This window comes from Neobacillus niacini, from assembly GCF_031457145.1.
Lineage (GTDB): Bacteria > Bacillota > Bacilli > Bacillales > Cytobacillaceae > Neobacillus > Neobacillus niacini_J.
This window is the reverse complement of the sequence record NZ_JAVDVZ010000015.1, coordinates 88,243-104,908: the sequence shown is the minus strand read 5'-3', so window position 1 is coordinate 104,908 and position 16,666 is coordinate 88,243. Positions and strand designations below refer to the sequence as shown.

The following is a 16,666-nucleotide window of genomic DNA, read 5'->3' as shown; positions in this document are numbered from 1 at the left end:
AAATATGGAGTGGTAGCTGACTCCTTTATTTAACTATGCCTTCACGAAGCCAAGATAATCTGAACTCATTTCAATTACCCCTAAATCCAATTACAAGGGTTATGAAATCCTGCGAATAAGTGAGCATTCAAGAGATATATGTATCAAACTGAGGGAGTTTAATAAGCGATATGTAAAAAAAGTAATGATTGCAATGATGAACATAAATACAGCATAAAAAGAGATGCAATTTGCACCTCTTTTCCAACTGTTAATTTAATCCTTCTCCCTAAGAATCGAATTCGCTGGTTTATTACTACTCACCACCATCGCCATCATCAATCCCTTCTCCATTGCCATCATCAATATCAGAATCGAAAAAATTATTGATTTTGGTGATAATAGTTGTATCCTTGTGTTCAAGATAGCTTTGATGTAAAAAGTCTCCTAGGGAAAAACTCTCTATTACTTGATCCTTGTCCTTTCGAGTGAATAAAAAGATAACAAATAGTAATAAGAGTAATATAATCAATATTAATAACTCCATAAGATACACCCCTTAGAAAAATACTATTCCCAAGTGTGAAAAAAAGAACCGTGACAACTAGGATCTGTCCACTCCGAATTCAAAATAACATTGCGAAGAGTTAACGGGTGCTTGTATAGAACAACGGGGATTGCTGCTGCGGTCCTTTTTTGTTATTCAACTCCCTCAGTAAGATACGATTATCTCTCGAATACTCACTAATTCGCAGGATTTCATTTCACTTGAAAGGACTAAAAGGGTTTGATTGAATGAGATTCAGACTTGAAGGCAGATTGAAGGCGTACTTAAATAAAGGATTCAGTATTAAATCCAATGTTTTCCATATAATGTACGTATTCTCCACGCTACCCCTGGAGGTTTTCACTCCCATGTCTCAACGGGTCAAATGCCCTATCATTCCTTCGTTACACCTATCCAAGTGGTAGAGGCCGGTCTTTCTAACGGAACGGGTCTGAGCCCTTTTGCACAATAAATCCGGTACTCGTACTTTCTTTGAAATCCTACGAATAAGCCAATATTCGAAAGCTATTAATCTTAAAGCGATTATATAATTATCAATTAACCTTAGGCAGCCATTGACATAATAGGTTGTACCTTCTCAGGACGATAAGACTCATTCTTTCTGGCCATTCCTACTAACACTCTTGCGAGTTTATGAACTAATTTCATAATTGATTTCATTTTCTTCATCTTTTTGACGTTCACATTGTTAGCGTGCAGCTCTTTAAAATCAGGGTTATTCATCACAAGACTCATAGTCGCTAAGTACAAGAATCGCCGTAAACGAGATCTGCCGCGCTTAGAGAGGACAATTTGACCTTTCCATTTACCTGAACTAGCCTCTGCAAGATGTAAACCAGCATGACGCAATAGAGAATTACCATGCGCAAAACCACTGAGATCTCCAGCTTCTCCAAGTATGCCTGCAAGGGCAATTTCACTAATTCCTTTGATGGCAAGTAACTTTTTGGCAAAAGGAACTTGTTTAAGGAGATTAGTAACTTCCTGTTCAACCCGTTCAAGTTGTGCAGTTGCTAGATCAAACTCTTCAATTAATTGTTCCAGGTGTAGTTTATAAGCATCGTGTGCTTGTCGAGATCCGACTGAATGCGTAGCAAATTCAATTAATAAACGTGCTTTTATTATCCCAGGTTGTCTCTTCATTTGGGTTTTCCAGCCTTCAACGATATCTGGTGCTTTCATTGAACGTAGTTCTAGTGGTGTAGGGAATAAGCGTAGAGTTGCCATGGCCCCTTTGCCCTTAACATCTTTGAATACCTGTCGAAGTTCTGGGAAAACAATATCGACCCAACGGTTAATTTGATTGACAGCACTGACTAGTCGTTTAACAGTCATGTCACGGTTAGACATTAAAACTCTTAGTTTTTCAAAGGTCTCTGAAGTAGGACGAATAAAGGAATAATAACCATTCTTGACCATATCTGCGATAACAAGTGCATCCTTTTTATCACTTTTCGATCGGCTATTATCACGGTTTTCCTTATTCTTCTTTACGAGGTGGGGGTTAACAGTTACTGCTTCAATATCTTGATCATATAGCCACTTTGATAGGTTAATCCAGTAATGTCCTGTAGGTTCCATGCCGATAATAGTAGAAGCAAATCCTTTTAAGGTTTTTAACTCGTTAATCCAATGTAGTAATCTAGCAAAACCCTCCTGATTATTTTCAAATGTCAGAGGATCGCCGACTATAATTCCACGGTAATTTACAGCTCTAGCTACGTGTAGTTCTTGGGCGATATCCACACCAACCACGAGGTGTTTATCCGAAATTCTCTCAATTAGTTGATTTTGTTTGTCTTGCATCTTAAACTTCATATTAGGGTTCCTCCTTAAGGTTTGAGTTAGAGTGGTGTCTATACTCATATCTTACTGAGGGACCTAATTTTTTTCAAAGTTGAAAATTAGCTATCTACAGGAATTCTAACGGGGCAGGTTTGTTGAAGAAGGAAAAATATAACAAGCCATAGAAATATATAGATAAAAGTATTTTAGGAGTGGTTTATTTGTTTTTTGAAATGACCTACCAAGTTCGAGTTATTGATATAACAGAAGGATACAATTGGTATAAAAATTTTCTAAATAAAGATGTTGATTTTAAGCCACACGATGGTTTTGTGGAGTGGGAACTTATTCCTGGATGTTGGCTACAAGTGGCTGAAGGCACACCATCTGATGGTAGCGGTCCTCTTCGTTTAGGGGTTAAAGATATTAATGCAGAAAAGGTAAGGCTCGAAAAGGAACTAAATATTGATGATTTTCAAGTATACTCACGTCCAGAAGTCCCTGTTAAATGGGTGACCTTTGCTGACCCTTGGGGAAATCGTATAGGCTTGTTTGAGTATATTGATAAAAAAGAAGAAAATGAACGCATTAAGTTCATTTTGGGTAAAGTAGAAGTCTAAATATAGGGCTCCAATACTATAAAGTAGCTGTCATTGTTGGCGGCTTTTTTTCTTGCGTCACTAAAGGGCAGGTTAATTCAATAAATTGGTAGGAAAAAGGTATATAAAAAGGGAATTACTTGGTATGCCCATACTAAATAAAGGAGAGGTAGTTTATGAGTAAATCATTTATTGAACAAGTACATTATATTAGAATTCCGGTAAAAGATTTAGTGCAGTCTGCACAATGGTATAGAGATATATTAGGGCTTCAATTATTAACCATTACTGAAGATCCATTTGCCATTATAAAAGTTAATGAGGGACCTTTTTTACTTATCTTAGTCCCTACTGAAGATGATACATTTGCACATTTTACAATTGATAATGTTCCAGCCTTTAGCATTGGTTTTACAAGTCCAGAATTATTTGAATTTCATACACACCTTATTGAAAATGGTGTTAAGGTTGAGGATATAAAAGAAGATAATGGACATACCTATTTCCACTTTTTTGATTTAAATGGTAATAAACTTCAAGTACACTGGTAAGAAATATATTTATATAAAGGTAACTTTGTGAAAGGTCACACTTAAACTAACGGGGGCGTTTCTTTAAAAAGGAATGCTCTTTTCGTATCCAATTAAAAGGAAGTAAATGTTATTGTTATATTAAAGATGGTTGCTCTTCTATTATAGGTGGAGAAAGCTTTAATACGATATATACTACAATATTAAAAAGGTAAACTTTGGAGGCACACCACTGCAATAAGACTTATAACGAAATTAAGTTCTTGATATATCCCGTCAAGGACATATTATGAAACAGTGCTTTAATAAAGGAGTTGTATAAAATGAATGAAAATAAAGGTACAGAAATAAAACGCTCTTCAAAAGCAGAAAACATTCTACCTCAGATCAATAGTAAAACTAAGCTAGGCGACTTACGAAAAATCGCGAAGGACATTAAAAAAAATCATGAACTAGCTATGGAACTTTGGTCAACCGAAGAGTTTTTGCCCAGACTATTAGCAATCTTAATTATGGACAAAAAACTTCTTTCACAAGATGTGCTAAATAAGCTTGATAAGGATATGCAGACTCACACTTTTGATGAGCGAAATAACTTAATGGATTGGTTAATGGCTAATCAGCTCACCAAAGACAAGAAGAAAATTGCATTGATGGAGTCATGGGAAAATAGTCCTTCTGCTCTTCAAAGGCGAGCTTTCTGGTATTATCAAGGGCGTTTGAGATGGACTGGACAAACACCGCCTGATAACACCGCAGACTTGCTATCTGCATTAGAAGCTAATATTACGCAGGAAGAACCGGAAGTTCAATGGGCTATGAATTTCACCGCAGGCTGGATAGGCGTTTATGATAAAAAGAATCGTGCACGTTGTATTAAACTTGGTGAGAAAACGGGTCTTTACAAAGATGAAATAGTAGCAAAAGGATGTACTCCCAGCTATTTGCCGGAGTTCATTACGATTGAAGTTAACAAACGACATAATAATTAGTTACCTCTGAAAAATTCATTAGGGTTTAATGCAAAAAATAAAGGAATTCAAAGCCTCAATATGAAAATTGTAATAGGCTTGGACCGAAAAATAAAGAAAACAACGCGTTATGGCAGCTAGTTAGTGAAATATGCAAGGAAGATGTAAAGGATTAACCCACTATCTCTTTTTGATCTGTAGGGCGCTTATCTTTAAGAAGAACAACTTTCCAGCTGCGCAGTACAACGATTCTGTGCAATAGAAGCTGGTAGTCCTCAAATCAGGCACGATTACGGAAAGCTTAACAAAAGCCTAATTCCTCGGTGAAAATAGGAGGATTAGGCTTTTTCAATTCAATATCCCAAAAGTTTTTCTATTGGTAAATACGTTGACAGTAAGTGGTAAATTCCATGGCAACTGATGGTACAAAACATGGCAGAAGTGGTAATCCCTGTACTTGACCTCTTGCTACCCGTTAATTCAATATGCAAAGCAATCCTTATTAAGCCCCAATTTTTGACAAGGAACAAAAGAAAAAAACCTCCTAAGTTATGAGAGAGGCTGTCACAATATCTAAAGATTGGCTTCTAGGATGACGGTTCATATTACGGATTGGATGGAGGAATTTCTTGGACGAACGTATTCTGTCCTGCGGCAATTTGCCACGTTCCTTGTTCTTTTACCATCACATAAATAGCGAGACTCCCCTGCCCGTTTTCAATTATCTTTCCTTCGGAAGTCGTAGGATATTGGTGAATGTGTGCAATAGCTACATCAGGACGAACAAATTGGATGCTTTCAACCGAATAGTGAGCATATGAGTTGCGGAGCGGTCCTGCCAATGTATTCTTGTGTGCTTCATTGATTTGATTCCAACCAGATAGGAGCACGCCGACAACATTAACCCATGTTGCATATTGAGTGAAGTGGCTGTCTAATTTATCGGCATCATGTTGATTAAATGCAGCCTCCATTTCGGCAATTGTTTGGTGAATTGCACCGATTTCTTGCTTCTGTTCCTCACTTGAATCATGAACCTCGGACTTTTTATACATGTTAGTTTCTCCTCCTAAATATTGAGTATTAGTATTTCTTTACTAATATATGAATTAAAAACTAAAGATGCACTGTTCAACTAACCTGCTTCGTTAGCAAAAAAAGCGTATCTGTATTGTAGATACGCACCCTTTAGCTTAACAAACTATTTAGTTATGTGAACTATTTTCCCTGTTCTTTTTTCCAAATCGCAGCAGCTAAAAGAAAGATTGTTGCTAATCCAACTCCAATAATCATTGAATAGTCGAAAATATTTTTAAGTGACATTCCGCCCGCAATAGATGCAACAAACAATAATATAAATAAAACAGTATAATTCTTTTTCATATTTTTCCATCATCCCACTGATAAATTTTACCAAATAATCAAAGTTACTTGTTCAATTAACCTGCTACGTTAGTAAAAAAGCGACTGCTCGTATTGAACAATTGCACCCCAATAGTAAGTACATTTTTTCACAGTCTAAGAGAAATGGGGTTTTTATTTATTTCAATTTACTACTGACTAAATTCTCCCAGTCTTCAAATGACAGCTTTTCCTCAATATGTTTTAATTCACTAGGGACTTCAACATAACACATCAATTCTAAACTATTTCCATCTGGATCATCAAAGTATACAGAAGCATTTCCTTGATTGGGTCTTATAAAAGGTTCAATCGATGTTCTTCATCCAAAAGGAACAGCTTCAACTTGGATGGATTCAAGCCATTTTAACGACTCTTTTAAATCCTGATATGTAACTCGAAAAGCAATATGCCGTAAAGAAGGGTGGTATGGTGTTTGGAACTCCTCCCCTTCCCACAAACCTAACCAACTTTTACCTTCCTCCAGCCAAAAGAACGCGGTGTCTTCATCACGCCAAGCAAACTTCAAATCTAATTTTCGGTAAAATTCAATTGACACTTCTAAATTTTTTACAGGTAAATGTGCTTCATATAATCCCTTTATCATTTCTCCCACGCCTTTCTTGTAGAATATATTACCAACCCATAATTTTACTTAATAAAAATTTCATCCTCAACTAAACTGCCCTTTAGTCCAATTAAAAAAGGTTGCCGTAGCACCCCTTTGAAAGGTAACTAAAGTTAGATGAAGAAGAAAAAACAACATTCTTTAACAGATCCAATAAATAAAAACAGGGCATAGGAAATTTCTATGCCCTGTTTTATGGTTAATGAAATTTGTGGTCAGCAAGATTCTTTGGTTTGCCGTTTTCAAATTAAAACGGCTCGATGGCTTTCTCGTTTTTACCAGTTTGAGGCTGGTTTACAATTCTTCTTTCTTCGGCTTCCTTGGGAATTTCTTTAAGGTGTTTATTTACTTCTTCTACTTGATTGGTAGTTCGCATTTCATCCATTTTTAAAAACCTCAATTCATTAAAATATCTTTGATAAATATAATATGCCGCAGTGATAAAGATTTTATGTCCGTTAAATCAGACCTGCAATATTTGAATGGACGCCTATTTATATTGCATAGTAATTACAGCAAAAAACAGCAACGAGTATGATAATTATGAAGGACATATTTCTTCAAATTTTTTATATTCTAAAGGAAAACTCAGTTACGCAGCGAGGTTACTTCCCATTAAGAGGAAAAACAAAGGAAGTCGTGGCTTATGAAAATGAATCAGATTCCTTCAGAGATTGTTTTTTTATTGTCTAGAGGATCCCCCCAGTAATCTCCTTATTCAACATAAGCACCCTTTAGTTGAATAAGGAATATTTTAAACATAGAGAGATAAAACTATTTAAAAAAGCAATTTAGTGGAGGAGCTATGGCATTTTCAATTTTTTTTGCATTAACAGTGATAATAAATCTTACATATGCCGTATCCAAAAAGAATCTTCATCTATTTGAAATATTCTTCATTTGGATGGTAACTAACATTATTCACCATAACTTTATGACCATCTTCGCATTGAATATGGAGATGATCAATTTTAATAGCCATTCAACTAGTTATTGGACAATGGCACTTATCAGGGTCTTCCTTATTCCTGTACTTATTATTGGGTATATAGATAAAACCCAAGGGGCAAAAAACAGGAAAAATTGGATTATGCTATTTATTTTAATACCCCTTTTGATAGGGATTGAATATCTAGCCAATCTTCTTAATGTATATGATTTTGTAAAATGGAATCTTTTTTATTCCATAATAGAGTGGGTTATCATTTTACTTCTTATAAGCTACCTCTCTACTAGCTTTAGAAAAATTCTTAGAAAAGGGATGAGCTAATTGTTACCATTGCCAGAACAGTTTAACGAAAATGAATGGTTTATAATTCTTACCATTGTTTGTGGTTTCATATTGATTTTGTTCCTCCCAAAAAGATACCCTCTTGTAATTTCTATCTTATTGATTTTGTTCACTGTAACTATTGCTATTATTATGGATCACCTGATTGCAACGCCACCCTTGGATTTATATGACCTTAATGACCTTGAAAAATACGAGGTAACAGACATAATAACGTATTTGATGTATTCCCCTTATTCATTACTATGTGTGTACTTATTTGACAAGTTTGATCCAAAGGGTATTTATATTACTGCATATGTGATCCTTTGGTCTCTTTTTGCTCTAGGCTTTGAATGGTTAGCTGTGTTTTTTAATGTTTTTAAGTTTAGTGGATGGACTTTTCTTAATTCATTTGCTTTTTACCTTCTTGCTACATCCATATACATACTTTTTTTTAGATTTATTATGGACTCATTAAAAAGTAAAAAAGTCAAAGAGGTATGAAGTAAAATTTTTAAAATAGGAAGACTACAGAGTCTCCCAATAACAAGGTAAAATAGAGCAAAAATGAAATTGCTTTATTTTTATACAATCGTTTCACTATTGCTTATTCCACATTCCTGCCCCGTTAGCACAACAACAAAACGCCGTATCGGTCATCTTCATTAACCAACAGTTTAAATTATTTTATTAATGGATAACCATTGCTTAAACTGCTGTACTCCATTATCATATTCTATTTCCTTTATTATAAATGAAAAAAATTCTTGTTCCAAATGGTTCTAATGTTAATTCGCTTTCTGGGGTAATATTTTTAATCCCATACCCTTTAAAATCAAAGAATATATCCCATATATCCTTAGATTGCCTTTTAAATGCTATCGACTCATAATCACAATTATCCTCGTAAAAACCTAAATGCAGATGATATTTATTATCATACAAAATATCCATTAAGCACCTCTATTTTTATCATTTTAATTACTCAATTCGACAGCTAGAATCAACAATCCTTCTTCAAGTAAACTGCCCTTTAGCTCAATAAGAAAAAGCCGCCCAAATGGCAGCTGGAACTTAACTCTTGCACCCGTTCAACGAAGCCTCATTATAGTTGGATTTCCATCTTTCTCGCTTGTGTTTTCATTCCCATAGCGATTTATGCCCCAGGTACCTCTTGTGCCTATAACAAGAGGTACGGGGCTTTTACCACGTTTTAGATAATTGTAAACCCACTCTTGTTCGCTTAAGGTTTTTTCACTCATATAGATTGACCCAACCTTATTTGAACAATTCTTTAATATCTGTACTTTGCATTCATGCTAACTGATTAATTTATGCGCTTTTCACTCATAAGATCGCTAACGGTACCAAGTTTGTATCCTTTTGCTTTAATATCCATTATCATGGTCTCCATCCCTTCAGCCGTAGGCTTTGTAGGATGCATTAGAACCATTGAGCCATTTTCTACCTTCGATATAACCCTTCTAACCATTTCCGAAGTTGCGGGCTTTCGCCAATCGACCGTATCGACTGTCCATAGAATGGTTTTCATATCAAGTCGGTTAGCTACTTGTATCGTTACCTGATTAAAACTTCCACTTGGTGGGGCAAACCACTTTGGTGTTATACCAAGGGTTCCCCTAATGACATCATTCGTCTTTTTCAACTCTTCCATGGTTTCAGCCTCAGAACGCTTTTGGAGATTCGGATGACTATAAGCATGGTTGCCGATTTCATGACCGGCATCCTTAATCATCTTGGCTAGATCAGGGTTCTTTTTAACCCAACTTCCATCAAAGAAAAACGTTGCCTTGGTTTGATGATTATTTAAAACCTTTAGGATTCCCAGGATGTATTCGTTACCCCAGGCGACATTGATTAAAAAAGCAACCATAGGTTTTTGTGGATTACCCCTATAAATCGGTTCTAGAGCTAAATCTTCCAAATGGACATTTGGCGGTATTTCTTTATAGATAATCTTGTTTTTATCAAATTTACCACTTATCTTCATTTTTTTATAACTAGCCTTCATATTCACGTGCAACCCATTGTAACCCGGTATCGCTTTCCATACTCTATCGACTTTTGCATCAATCGGTTCAATTTTAAACTCTTCATTATATGCCTCGATTTTTTTGTAAAGATCATCTTTATTAACTTCCGAGGAAGTTGTGGTGACACCTCTATTATTAGACTCTGTAGAAATAGATTTATTCAGGGGGATAGAGAACCCCGATGTCAACACTAACATACTTGAAAGCAATGAAAGACGCCTTAGATATTGTCTGATTTGAAACCCCTCATTTTTATATTTTGATGATGGTAGATTTCCCATTGGCATAGGAGATTATGCTGCATGAAGTTTTAAGACAATAGCAAATCTTATAGATTCCCTGACTTCATTACCATAAACAACTTTCCAAGACTTTTTCCATAAACCAAATATTAATAATAAAAATGAACAATTAAACAAACAAAAAATGAAGCCCACCCAATAGAAACCCATTTATACTTTCCTATATATCTGATAAAGTATATTACGGGAAAAATACAAATTCCTTCTTCAACTAAAGGGGTGCCCCGTTAGTTAAAGAAGAATCACCGGGTTCTATTTGATGAAATCAAAAGTCGTTGTTTATATATTAACATTGAAAAAAACTTTACATTTCAATGTTTCACATATTTTAATTCTAGATATCAAGATCCTCGATCACGAATCATTTATTTTCCCAACTCCTTAATATAGATTAGAACATATGTTTGTGATTTTATGTATAAAAAAATCGTTGAATTAACCAACGATTTTTAAGAGATATATTCAACAAATGATGGGATTCTTAATTTGTCGTCCTTTGTGTAGTTCCTAAATTTTATCCGGCATTTCATTTTTGGATCAAGGAAAATAAACTTTTTATTTTCACCAGTGATCAAATCCTGATGTGATTTATAGAATATCTTTTTTGCTTCGAGATTCATAAATTCCATGACTCCTGCTGGTCGAATTTTCTCGCCTTCTTCTATCCCCAAAAGCAAGCCAAATTCGTCCTTTTTGGCTCCGATAATATAGGCGTCAGCATATTGAGAATTGATGACCTTGAGCCAGTCACGCGAGCGTTTATTTATCTGATAAGAGGAATCAGCTCTTTTAAGGACAATTCCTTCTAAACTGTGCTCTTTTACAAGATTGAAATAGGCTTCTCCATTGCCGTACATCCACTGGACCTTTGTGATATGTTCGCTTTGTTCAATCAATATATCCAGCAGTTCCTTTCTCTCCACCAACGGTAAATGAGTTACTTTCCTACCTTCGTGATAAAGAATATCAAAAACGCAGTATTGTATTTTATGAATTGATTTACTCGACATGAACCTTTCCATCATCGCCTCAAAATCTGGTTTACCTTGTTGGTCAGTTACTACAACTTCACCGTCCAGTAGCGTGCCGTCAGGAATATCTAATTTACACAGTTCTGGAAATTTACTTGTAACTTCATTATTATGTCTAGTGTATATTTTTATTTTATTATCAAATTTGGACAGCATTAAGCGAACACCGTCCAGCTTTAACTCCGTAATAAAATCTGCACCATCTAATGGCTCATCAATTTTATGCAACAGCATAGGTGAAACAAACATCTAAACCACCTCAAAATAATGATAACAGATAAATTGACTAATTCTTACTAGAAATATTTGTTACATCAAATAAAACATTTCGGGAGTGCTAGCATGAATTTACTTTCAAAATTAGTTAGTAATTATTATGAATAGAAGTTTTTTATTTTTCGAAGTTTCAGTCTAAATAGGATATTATTAAATAAAAAGAGCCAAAGGGAGGGATTGATATGGAAGAAATACAAGAAAAAATGCATCTTCGGTTAATAGAGAAAAAATTACAAAGTTTTTCGGGATTTGTTTTTGAAGAACATGCAAGGTTTTTATTGAAAATTATTGATCCTAGATTTACGTTTACAAGGCTTCGCATAGATGGAAAAATTGATGGTTATAAAAGAATCGCAACGAAGAAAAAATTTGGTAAAGAGAAAATTATTGAGATTTATTCAATGTATGGTAAAGAGGCATGGACTAACCCTGACTATAAAAAAATAGCCAATGACCTTGATGATGCAATAGACTATGCAAAGAAACGAGAGTTTCGTTTAAAAAAATGGAGTCCGGTTATAAACTTTGAATTAGAGACAGAGTTCAGACATCAAATGGAAGAAAAATGTGAAGAGTTAAATATTAATTTTGAAGAAATTAATCCAACCGTACTTATCACTAAGCTAACTAAAGCAGATAATATATATACTGCTGCCTGCTATTTTAATGCAACAGATGCCCCTACATTGCCTTTTTCAACCTATTCATGCCATGAACTAGGTAAAAGAGCCTTAGAAAGTATTTATGAAAACCAAGGTAAACCTAATACTGATGAAAAATTTGAATTGTTGAAAGAAATTGTTTCCACAATTCTTAAATTCTCATTCTTAGATAATAAGGTAATATATAATTTGAATTTTTATCCGACAATAGGTAAAAAAACCAGTATCAACAAGGATTTTATTTATAGTTATAAATTATTTGAACGCTCTTTTTTACCAGTGGAAAACGTAAAGCCGGGAAATTATTTCTCCAAAGATGAGAATGGTTATATTATTTTACAAATACCAAACTTAGTTCCAATTTATTCCCTTTGTATTGAACTTGAAAAACATTTGGAGAAAAGTGGAACTTATAATATATCTGAGGCATTAGAAACGTGTTATAAATATTCACAAGGACTTTCTTTTAAAAAAGTAACTTAGAATGATTTCAGTCACAAGAATGTACCAACAGCGATCCCTTCTTCAGCTAACGAAGCAGGTTTGTTCAATAAATTAATTATTTAACCATGTTTTAATGCTGGTCTACCGCATAATGTTTAACCAATTATGTTCTTTTTAGAAATAAAATATAGATTAATGCCAAGCAATTCGGATAATTGCAGAAATGGGTAAAGGAGTATGGCAAAACGAACATATAAAAATTGTAGGGTATTAAAGCCCTTTAAGTAAAATTAATAGGCTGCACTTAATGTAATTATTATCCTTTTATTAGCTATTTGTTTAGGTTTACTGTTGTTCCAGATAGAGGTTTCTAATTCTATCGTTGTAGTCATAATAGGAGTCATAAGTTATGTAACGGGTACTACGAAAGAAAGATTGGATAAGGTAAGCAAAAGCCGTAATTTATCAGGTTGTATCTATTAAACTAGATTACCATTAAGAGAGGTTACCTCAAAATCCCAAAATTTAATTACTGAAACACAATTGTAGAGGAATAGAAAAGGTGAAACACTAGTAGGTGCTCACCCTAGTCCTCCTTAAAGGTAACCTTTTCCCCTTATACAAGAGGCTTATCAATTAAAGTAGCAAATTCAAGCTCGTGGACATGTCCATCATCTTGGGTAGTGGTTCCTTTGACAAAGTGTACATGTTTACCATTGCCAACTGGGATAGCAGGACCTGTTTGTATTCCTACCTCATGATGATGATCTAAAAAGTCGGTATTAGTTAAAAGCACATGTACATGACTATCACCCTTTGGAATTACTTCACTTGTAACTCCTGCAAAACGATGATTATGCCTGTCCTCTCCTTCTTCAGCTAATTTGGTACTTGCCAAAAATTCATGAACATGTGTTTGTTCCGATTCTTCAGAATTTTTTGTTTTGTTAGACTGCTCTTCTTTTTTAGATCTATTTCTTTCATAATTTTCTCTTTCCCTTTTAACTTTACTCATAAAATGGAACCCCCTTTTAAATTAGAGTACTGTTAATAATATTAGTATTGGTAAGGTTTTATGAAAAAAAGATTTTCTTTATCTTTTGCTTCAAATGAATATACTTTTCCTTCTTTTTGATTATAAAAAGAATTGAATGCCCGTTTGTTCTAATTTGTGAAGGAATGTACTTAAAGTAATGGGTGCCATACTCCAAGAAGGAAGTATGGCATTTCATATTGAAGTAAAGGGCAGTTTAGTTTAAGAAAAAAAGTGTTTAAAAAGAGGTAAACATTTATTTGCAAATACTATAATGGTTGTTATTATTGTTTGTGGGTTTAATCCCAATCTATGTAAATAAGGAGCTATTTCCATGATTATTAAATTCATTCGTTATAGATAGAAATAGGTATAGACTATTTTTCGAATCCAACTCATATTTTTTAAAAATATGATGAGGGTTTATTTGTCTATGCCTTTTTCATTTATCTAAAAACGAATGAATGAGGTGACTTCTTTGTTACAAGAGAATAAAAGAATAAAGAGTGCAAAATATGTGAGCAATTTTGAAACCATTTTTGCTTGTCCAATTTGTAATTTGTCTATGAAGGTTTTGGAGTTTAAAAGTTTAATCTGCTCAAATAATCATACGTTTGATTTTGCCAAGCAAGGATATATCAACTTGACAACTCACTCAGTATACACCAAGTACAGCAAAGGTCTTTTTGAAGCACGAAGAAAACTTATTACCGAAGGTGCCTTTTTTGAACCATTAAGTCATGCCATTGCAAAAGTTATGCATAATCATGTTGTTAAAACAAATGAAACAATATCTATACTTGATACTGGGTGTGGTGAGGGTTCGCATCTTTCTAATATTTGCGATATTGTTAGTTCTGACTCTTATAAAAGAGTAGTTGGAGTAGGAATAGACATTTCTAAAGAAGGTATCATGGTAGCTTCTAAGAACTACACTAATAAGATTTGGGCTGTGGCTGATCTTGCAAACACACCCTTTAAGAATACACAGTTCGATGTTATTCTTAATATCTTATCTCCTTCAAATTATGCTGAATTTAAAAGAATGTTGAAAGCTGACGGTATAGTAATTAAAGTTGTGCCGCAAAGTGGCTATTTAAAAGAATTAAGGGAACATCTTTTTCATAAACCTGAAAAACAAAATTATTCTAATGCAGATACAGTGGAGAGGTTTAATGAGAGTTTTCAATTTGTTGATAGTTCAAGGTTAAGTTACACCATGAATATTAATAAACCTTTAATTCAATCATTGGTTCAAATGACCACTTTAACTTGGACAACAACAGAGGAACGAGTAAAATCTTTTTTAAATAAGGATTCTGCTGGAATAACTGTTGATTTGGATATATTAATCGGTAAAAACACAATTTAGAAAAATAGGACTTTTATTAGGGTAGTCTCGTGATGGGACTACCCTAAAGTATGTTCTTCAACTAACGGGTGCTTTAGTTCAAGAACAGGACTGTCAATAGAAGGTCTTTTTTTATGCTATTAAGTGTTAAGGGAGTGGGTTGAAGCCTGCTCCTTTTTGATTACTCCGTAACATGTTTTTATACATAAAAAAGCCAATCCTTTACACTTCAAGGGATCGGCGTTTATCACTTTATTATACTGGGTTAACAGGTGCAATCGGGCTAGGTTGCCAGATCCGGGAAATCCAGGCTGCTTAATTTTCTTTTAATCAGCACTTGTCCCATTCAGCTTTATTCTGAGTGCATAAGTTATTATTAAGGCCGCCAAGCCAATATAACTACCTCAGAAGAGGCGTTTGCATTGTATTGCAGACGCTTTTTTATTTTTAGAAATTGTTTTGTCCTTACAACAATGATATATGTCCAATCAACCCTTGTCTTTAAAAAATATACATAAGGAGAAATAGCTTTTGTCCGATTGGTGGTGAAAAAAATGGGTTGGTTCGGCGGATACGGTGGATACGATGGTGGTTATGGATACGGCGGTGGCTTTGGCGGCAGCAGCTTTGTATTAATCGTTGTATTGTTCATACTTCTAATCATTGTAGGGGCTTCATTTTGCTAAATAGTACAGAACAAAGGGCAGGTTAAGTTAATCTGTCCCTTTGTCATATAGACTTCTAAAATGAAAGGAGGATGATTACAAATGGGTTTTTTTCGTGACGACTTTAGAAGAGATCGATTTTTTCGTGACGATTTTAGAAGAAGAGGGTTTTTCCCCTTTAAATTCTTATTTTTCCCCTTTGAATTTAAAAGAGAAAGAAGAAGAAGACGTAGATTCTAAAAGCAAAAGATTTAAACAGTATTTCCATGGGCCTACGGGCCTTCTTTTCTTCTATGTAATCGATCACATACATAATTACGAAGAAATGATAAGAATGCTTGTATGCTTGTCAGAACCGAAGTAATTAAAAGGTTATATAGTCGAAATAGCAAAAGCAATTTGAGGGTGTGGGCGAAGTGCCTGCCTCTTTTTTCAGTATAAGATTGATTACTTTCTTAAACTAACGGAGCAGGTTAGTGAAAGAAGGAATTTTCACATCTTTACTTGAATATATCTAGGAAAAGACTATAGATGGAGGCTGTTTATGGCACTAGTTTCAATCTATACTGTTGGCAGGCTAAATCACCCCTATGACCACCCTGCCTCTCGTGAATTTTATGAAATGGGATATAAAGTGATGCGTCAGGCATCTGTATCAGGACATCTTATAGAAGAGTTTTCATCAGATGGAGTGCCTTTCCCTGAAGAAGCTAAAGGGAAAGGTTACCCTGTTCTGACCCTAACGGTATGGAAAAGCCTTCAATCCTTATATCGTTTTACCTATTCAGGGAAACATAGCCAAGCGTTGCGAAATAGGAACAAGTGGATTGATCCTCATCAAGAGAAACAACCTACATATGTGGTGTGGTGGACAGAGAAGGTGAAGGATGTTTCTTGGGAGGAGGCTTTCAGGAGATATAACTATTATATTCAACATGGACCCACTCCTTTTGCATTTGATTTTAAGCATGCATTTGATGAAAAAGGGGAGATGTACTTGATTTAGTAGCAGGGGGACCCTTAAGGAATAATACAACTTCCTGTAATATTTTATCGCCATTTTTACTTATTTTGGATGAAATTGTGAAGTATTAAATTAAACTATCGGGGGCAA

18 protein-coding genes and 2 pseudogenes are annotated in these 16,666 nt (G+C 34.6%); 10 read left to right on the top strand and 10 right to left on the bottom strand.

Translation table 11 applies throughout. The annotated features are described in order from the left end of the window. Positions 1–295 precede the first annotated feature (295 nt). Positions 296–511 carry a hypothetical protein gene (locus J2Y03_RS24575; protein WP_310199389.1) on the bottom strand — a complete coding sequence of 72 codons (216 nt, stop codon included), beginning with the start codon at positions 509–511 and terminating at the stop codon, positions 296–298. A gap of 579 nt (positions 512–1,090) precedes the next feature. Continuing rightward, positions 1,091–2,365 (bottom strand): IS110 family RNA-guided transposase, encoded by a 1,275-nt coding sequence (locus J2Y03_RS24570; protein WP_310199387.1) that lies wholly within the window; start codon positions 2,363–2,365, stop codon positions 1,091–1,093. A 188-nt stretch (positions 2,366–2,553) separates the two neighbouring features. On the opposite strand from J2Y03_RS24570, the gene J2Y03_RS24565 reads away from it, so the two are divergent. The 3 genes from J2Y03_RS24565 to J2Y03_RS24555 all read left to right on the top strand — a co-directional run bounded on the left by J2Y03_RS24565 (position 2,554) and on the right by J2Y03_RS24555 (position 4,453). Beyond that, positions 2,554–2,952 carry a VOC family protein gene (locus J2Y03_RS24565; protein ID WP_310199385.1) on the top strand — a complete coding sequence of 133 codons (399 nt, stop codon included), beginning with the start codon at positions 2,554–2,556 and terminating at the stop codon, positions 2,950–2,952. Between the two features lie 155 nt (positions 2,953–3,107). Continuing rightward, positions 3,108–3,482 carry a VOC family protein gene (locus J2Y03_RS24560; RefSeq protein WP_310199383.1) on the top strand — a complete coding sequence of 125 codons (375 nt, stop codon included), beginning with the start codon at positions 3,108–3,110 and terminating at the stop codon, positions 3,480–3,482. Between the two features lie 302 nt (positions 3,483–3,784). Continuing rightward, positions 3,785–4,453, top strand: coding sequence for a DNA alkylation repair protein (locus tag J2Y03_RS24555; protein WP_310199381.1), 669 nt, complete (start codon positions 3,785–3,787; stop codon positions 4,451–4,453). A 584-nt stretch (positions 4,454–5,037) separates the two neighbouring features. Here the strand turns inward: J2Y03_RS24555 and J2Y03_RS24550 are convergent. From J2Y03_RS24550 to J2Y03_RS24535, 4 genes and pseudogenes are all read right to left on the bottom strand, one after another. Next, entirely contained in the window at positions 5,038–5,487 is a 450-nt protein-coding gene (locus J2Y03_RS24550; protein WP_310199379.1) for an SgcJ/EcaC family oxidoreductase, read from the bottom strand. A gap of 163 nt (positions 5,488–5,650) precedes the next feature. Then, positions 5,651–5,815 carry a hypothetical protein gene (locus J2Y03_RS24545; RefSeq protein ID WP_310199377.1) on the bottom strand — a complete coding sequence of 55 codons (165 nt, stop codon included), beginning with the start codon at positions 5,813–5,815 and terminating at the stop codon, positions 5,651–5,653. A 157-nt stretch (positions 5,816–5,972) separates the two neighbouring features. Next, positions 5,973–6,440 (bottom strand): annotated as a pseudogene (locus J2Y03_RS24540) (VOC family protein). 268 nt (positions 6,441–6,708) lie between these two features. Beyond that, positions 6,709–6,846, bottom strand: a complete 138-nt coding sequence (locus tag J2Y03_RS24535) for a hypothetical protein (protein WP_310199375.1) — start codon at positions 6,844–6,846, stop codon at positions 6,709–6,711. 420 nt (positions 6,847–7,266) lie between these two features. Between J2Y03_RS24535 and J2Y03_RS24530 the strand changes: the two genes are divergently transcribed. Next, positions 7,267–7,731, top strand: a complete 465-nt coding sequence (locus J2Y03_RS24530; protein WP_310199373.1) for a hypothetical protein — start codon at positions 7,267–7,269, stop codon at positions 7,729–7,731. Beyond that, the gene (locus J2Y03_RS24525; RefSeq protein WP_310199371.1) at positions 7,732–8,238 is read left to right on the top strand and encodes a hypothetical protein; all 507 of its coding nucleotides are present in this window, start codon (positions 7,732–7,734) and stop codon (positions 8,236–8,238) included. Positions 8,239–8,463: 225 nt separating this feature from the next. Here the strand turns inward: J2Y03_RS24525 and J2Y03_RS24520 are convergent, their stop codons facing one another. The 3 genes from J2Y03_RS24520 to J2Y03_RS24510 all read right to left on the bottom strand — a co-directional run bounded on the left by J2Y03_RS24520 (position 8,464) and on the right by J2Y03_RS24510 (position 11,370). After that, positions 8,464–8,688, bottom strand: coding sequence for a DUF3986 family protein (locus J2Y03_RS24520; protein WP_310199369.1), 225 nt, complete (start codon positions 8,686–8,688; stop codon positions 8,464–8,466). A gap of 373 nt (positions 8,689–9,061) precedes the next feature. After that, the gene (locus tag J2Y03_RS24515) at positions 9,062–9,985 is read right to left on the bottom strand and encodes a polysaccharide deacetylase family protein (RefSeq protein ID WP_310199367.1); all 924 of its coding nucleotides are present in this window, start codon (positions 9,983–9,985) and stop codon (positions 9,062–9,064) included. Between the two features lie 554 nt (positions 9,986–10,539). Continuing rightward, a complete protein-coding gene (locus J2Y03_RS24510; RefSeq protein ID WP_310199365.1) occupies positions 10,540–11,370 on the bottom strand; it encodes an ATP-dependent DNA ligase in 831 nt (276 codons plus the stop codon). A 209-nt stretch (positions 11,371–11,579) separates the two neighbouring features. Here J2Y03_RS24510 and J2Y03_RS24505 point away from each other — a divergent pair, with 209 nt between their 5' ends. Further along, positions 11,580–12,542, top strand: a complete 963-nt coding sequence (locus J2Y03_RS24505; protein ID WP_310199363.1) for a hypothetical protein — start codon at positions 11,580–11,582, stop codon at positions 12,540–12,542. 577 nt (positions 12,543–13,119) lie between these two features. Here J2Y03_RS24505 and J2Y03_RS24500 read toward each other — a convergent pair. Next, on the bottom strand, positions 13,120–13,518 hold the full coding sequence (locus J2Y03_RS24500; RefSeq protein WP_310199362.1) for a YmaF family protein: 399 nt from the start codon (positions 13,516–13,518) through the stop codon (positions 13,120–13,122). Positions 13,519–14,014: 496 nt separating this feature from the next. Here J2Y03_RS24500 and J2Y03_RS24495 point away from each other — a divergent pair, with 496 nt between their 5' ends. The 4 genes and pseudogenes from J2Y03_RS24495 (at position 14,015) to J2Y03_RS24480 (ending at position 16,558) form a co-directional block, all read left to right on the top strand. Next, positions 14,015–14,908, top strand: a complete 894-nt coding sequence (locus J2Y03_RS24495) for a putative RNA methyltransferase (protein ID WP_310199360.1) — start codon at positions 14,015–14,017, stop codon at positions 14,906–14,908. Positions 14,909–15,504: 596 nt separating this feature from the next. Further along, positions 15,505–15,573 (top strand): annotated as a pseudogene (locus J2Y03_RS29055) (YjcZ family sporulation protein); the annotation flags it as partial. A 94-nt stretch (positions 15,574–15,667) separates the two neighbouring features. Beyond that, a complete protein-coding gene (locus J2Y03_RS24485; RefSeq protein WP_310199358.1) occupies positions 15,668–15,916 on the top strand; it encodes a hypothetical protein in 249 nt (82 codons plus the stop codon). A 180-nt stretch (positions 15,917–16,096) separates the two neighbouring features. Next, a complete protein-coding gene (locus J2Y03_RS24480; RefSeq protein ID WP_310199355.1) occupies positions 16,097–16,558 on the top strand; it encodes a DUF3291 domain-containing protein in 462 nt (153 codons plus the stop codon). Positions 16,559–16,666: the final 108 nt, after the last annotated feature.

What these genes read in the sequence shown, in the direction of transcription:
- J2Y03_RS24500 (WP_310199362.1), bottom strand. Translation starts at nt 13,518, where the DNA reads ATGAGTAAAGTTAAAAGGGAAAGAGAAAATTATGAAAGAAATAGATCT.
- J2Y03_RS24550 (WP_310199379.1), bottom strand. Translation starts at nt 5,487, where the DNA reads ATGTATAAAAAGTCCGAGGTTCATGATTCAAGTGAGGAACAGAAGCAA.
- J2Y03_RS24535 (WP_310199375.1), bottom strand. Translation starts at nt 6,846, where the DNA reads ATGGATGAAATGCGAACTACCAATCAAGTAGAAGAAGTAAATAAACAC.
- J2Y03_RS24520 (WP_310199369.1), bottom strand. Translation starts at nt 8,688, where the DNA reads ATGGATATTTTGTATGATAATAAATATCATCTGCATTTAGGTTTTTAC.
- J2Y03_RS24505 (WP_310199363.1), top strand. Translation starts at nt 11,580, where the DNA reads ATGGAAGAAATACAAGAAAAAATGCATCTTCGGTTAATAGAGAAAAAA.
- J2Y03_RS24480 (WP_310199355.1), top strand. Translation starts at nt 16,097, where the DNA reads ATGGCACTAGTTTCAATCTATACTGTTGGCAGGCTAAATCACCCCTAT.
- J2Y03_RS24510 (WP_310199365.1), bottom strand. Translation starts at nt 11,370, where the DNA reads ATGTTTGTTTCACCTATGCTGTTGCATAAAATTGATGAGCCATTAGAT.
- J2Y03_RS24515 (WP_310199367.1), bottom strand. Translation starts at nt 9,985, where the DNA reads ATGTTAGTGTTGACATCGGGGTTCTCTATCCCCCTGAATAAATCTATT.
- J2Y03_RS24570 (WP_310199387.1), bottom strand. Translation starts at nt 2,365, where the DNA reads ATGAAGTTTAAGATGCAAGACAAACAAAATCAACTAATTGAGAGAATT.
- J2Y03_RS24545 (WP_310199377.1), bottom strand. Translation starts at nt 5,815, where the DNA reads ATGAAAAAGAATTATACTGTTTTATTTATATTATTGTTTGTTGCATCT.
- J2Y03_RS24530 (WP_310199373.1), top strand. Translation starts at nt 7,267, where the DNA reads ATGGCATTTTCAATTTTTTTTGCATTAACAGTGATAATAAATCTTACA.
- J2Y03_RS24560 (WP_310199383.1), top strand. Translation starts at nt 3,108, where the DNA reads ATGAGTAAATCATTTATTGAACAAGTACATTATATTAGAATTCCGGTA.
- J2Y03_RS24555 (WP_310199381.1), top strand. Translation starts at nt 3,785, where the DNA reads ATGAATGAAAATAAAGGTACAGAAATAAAACGCTCTTCAAAAGCAGAA.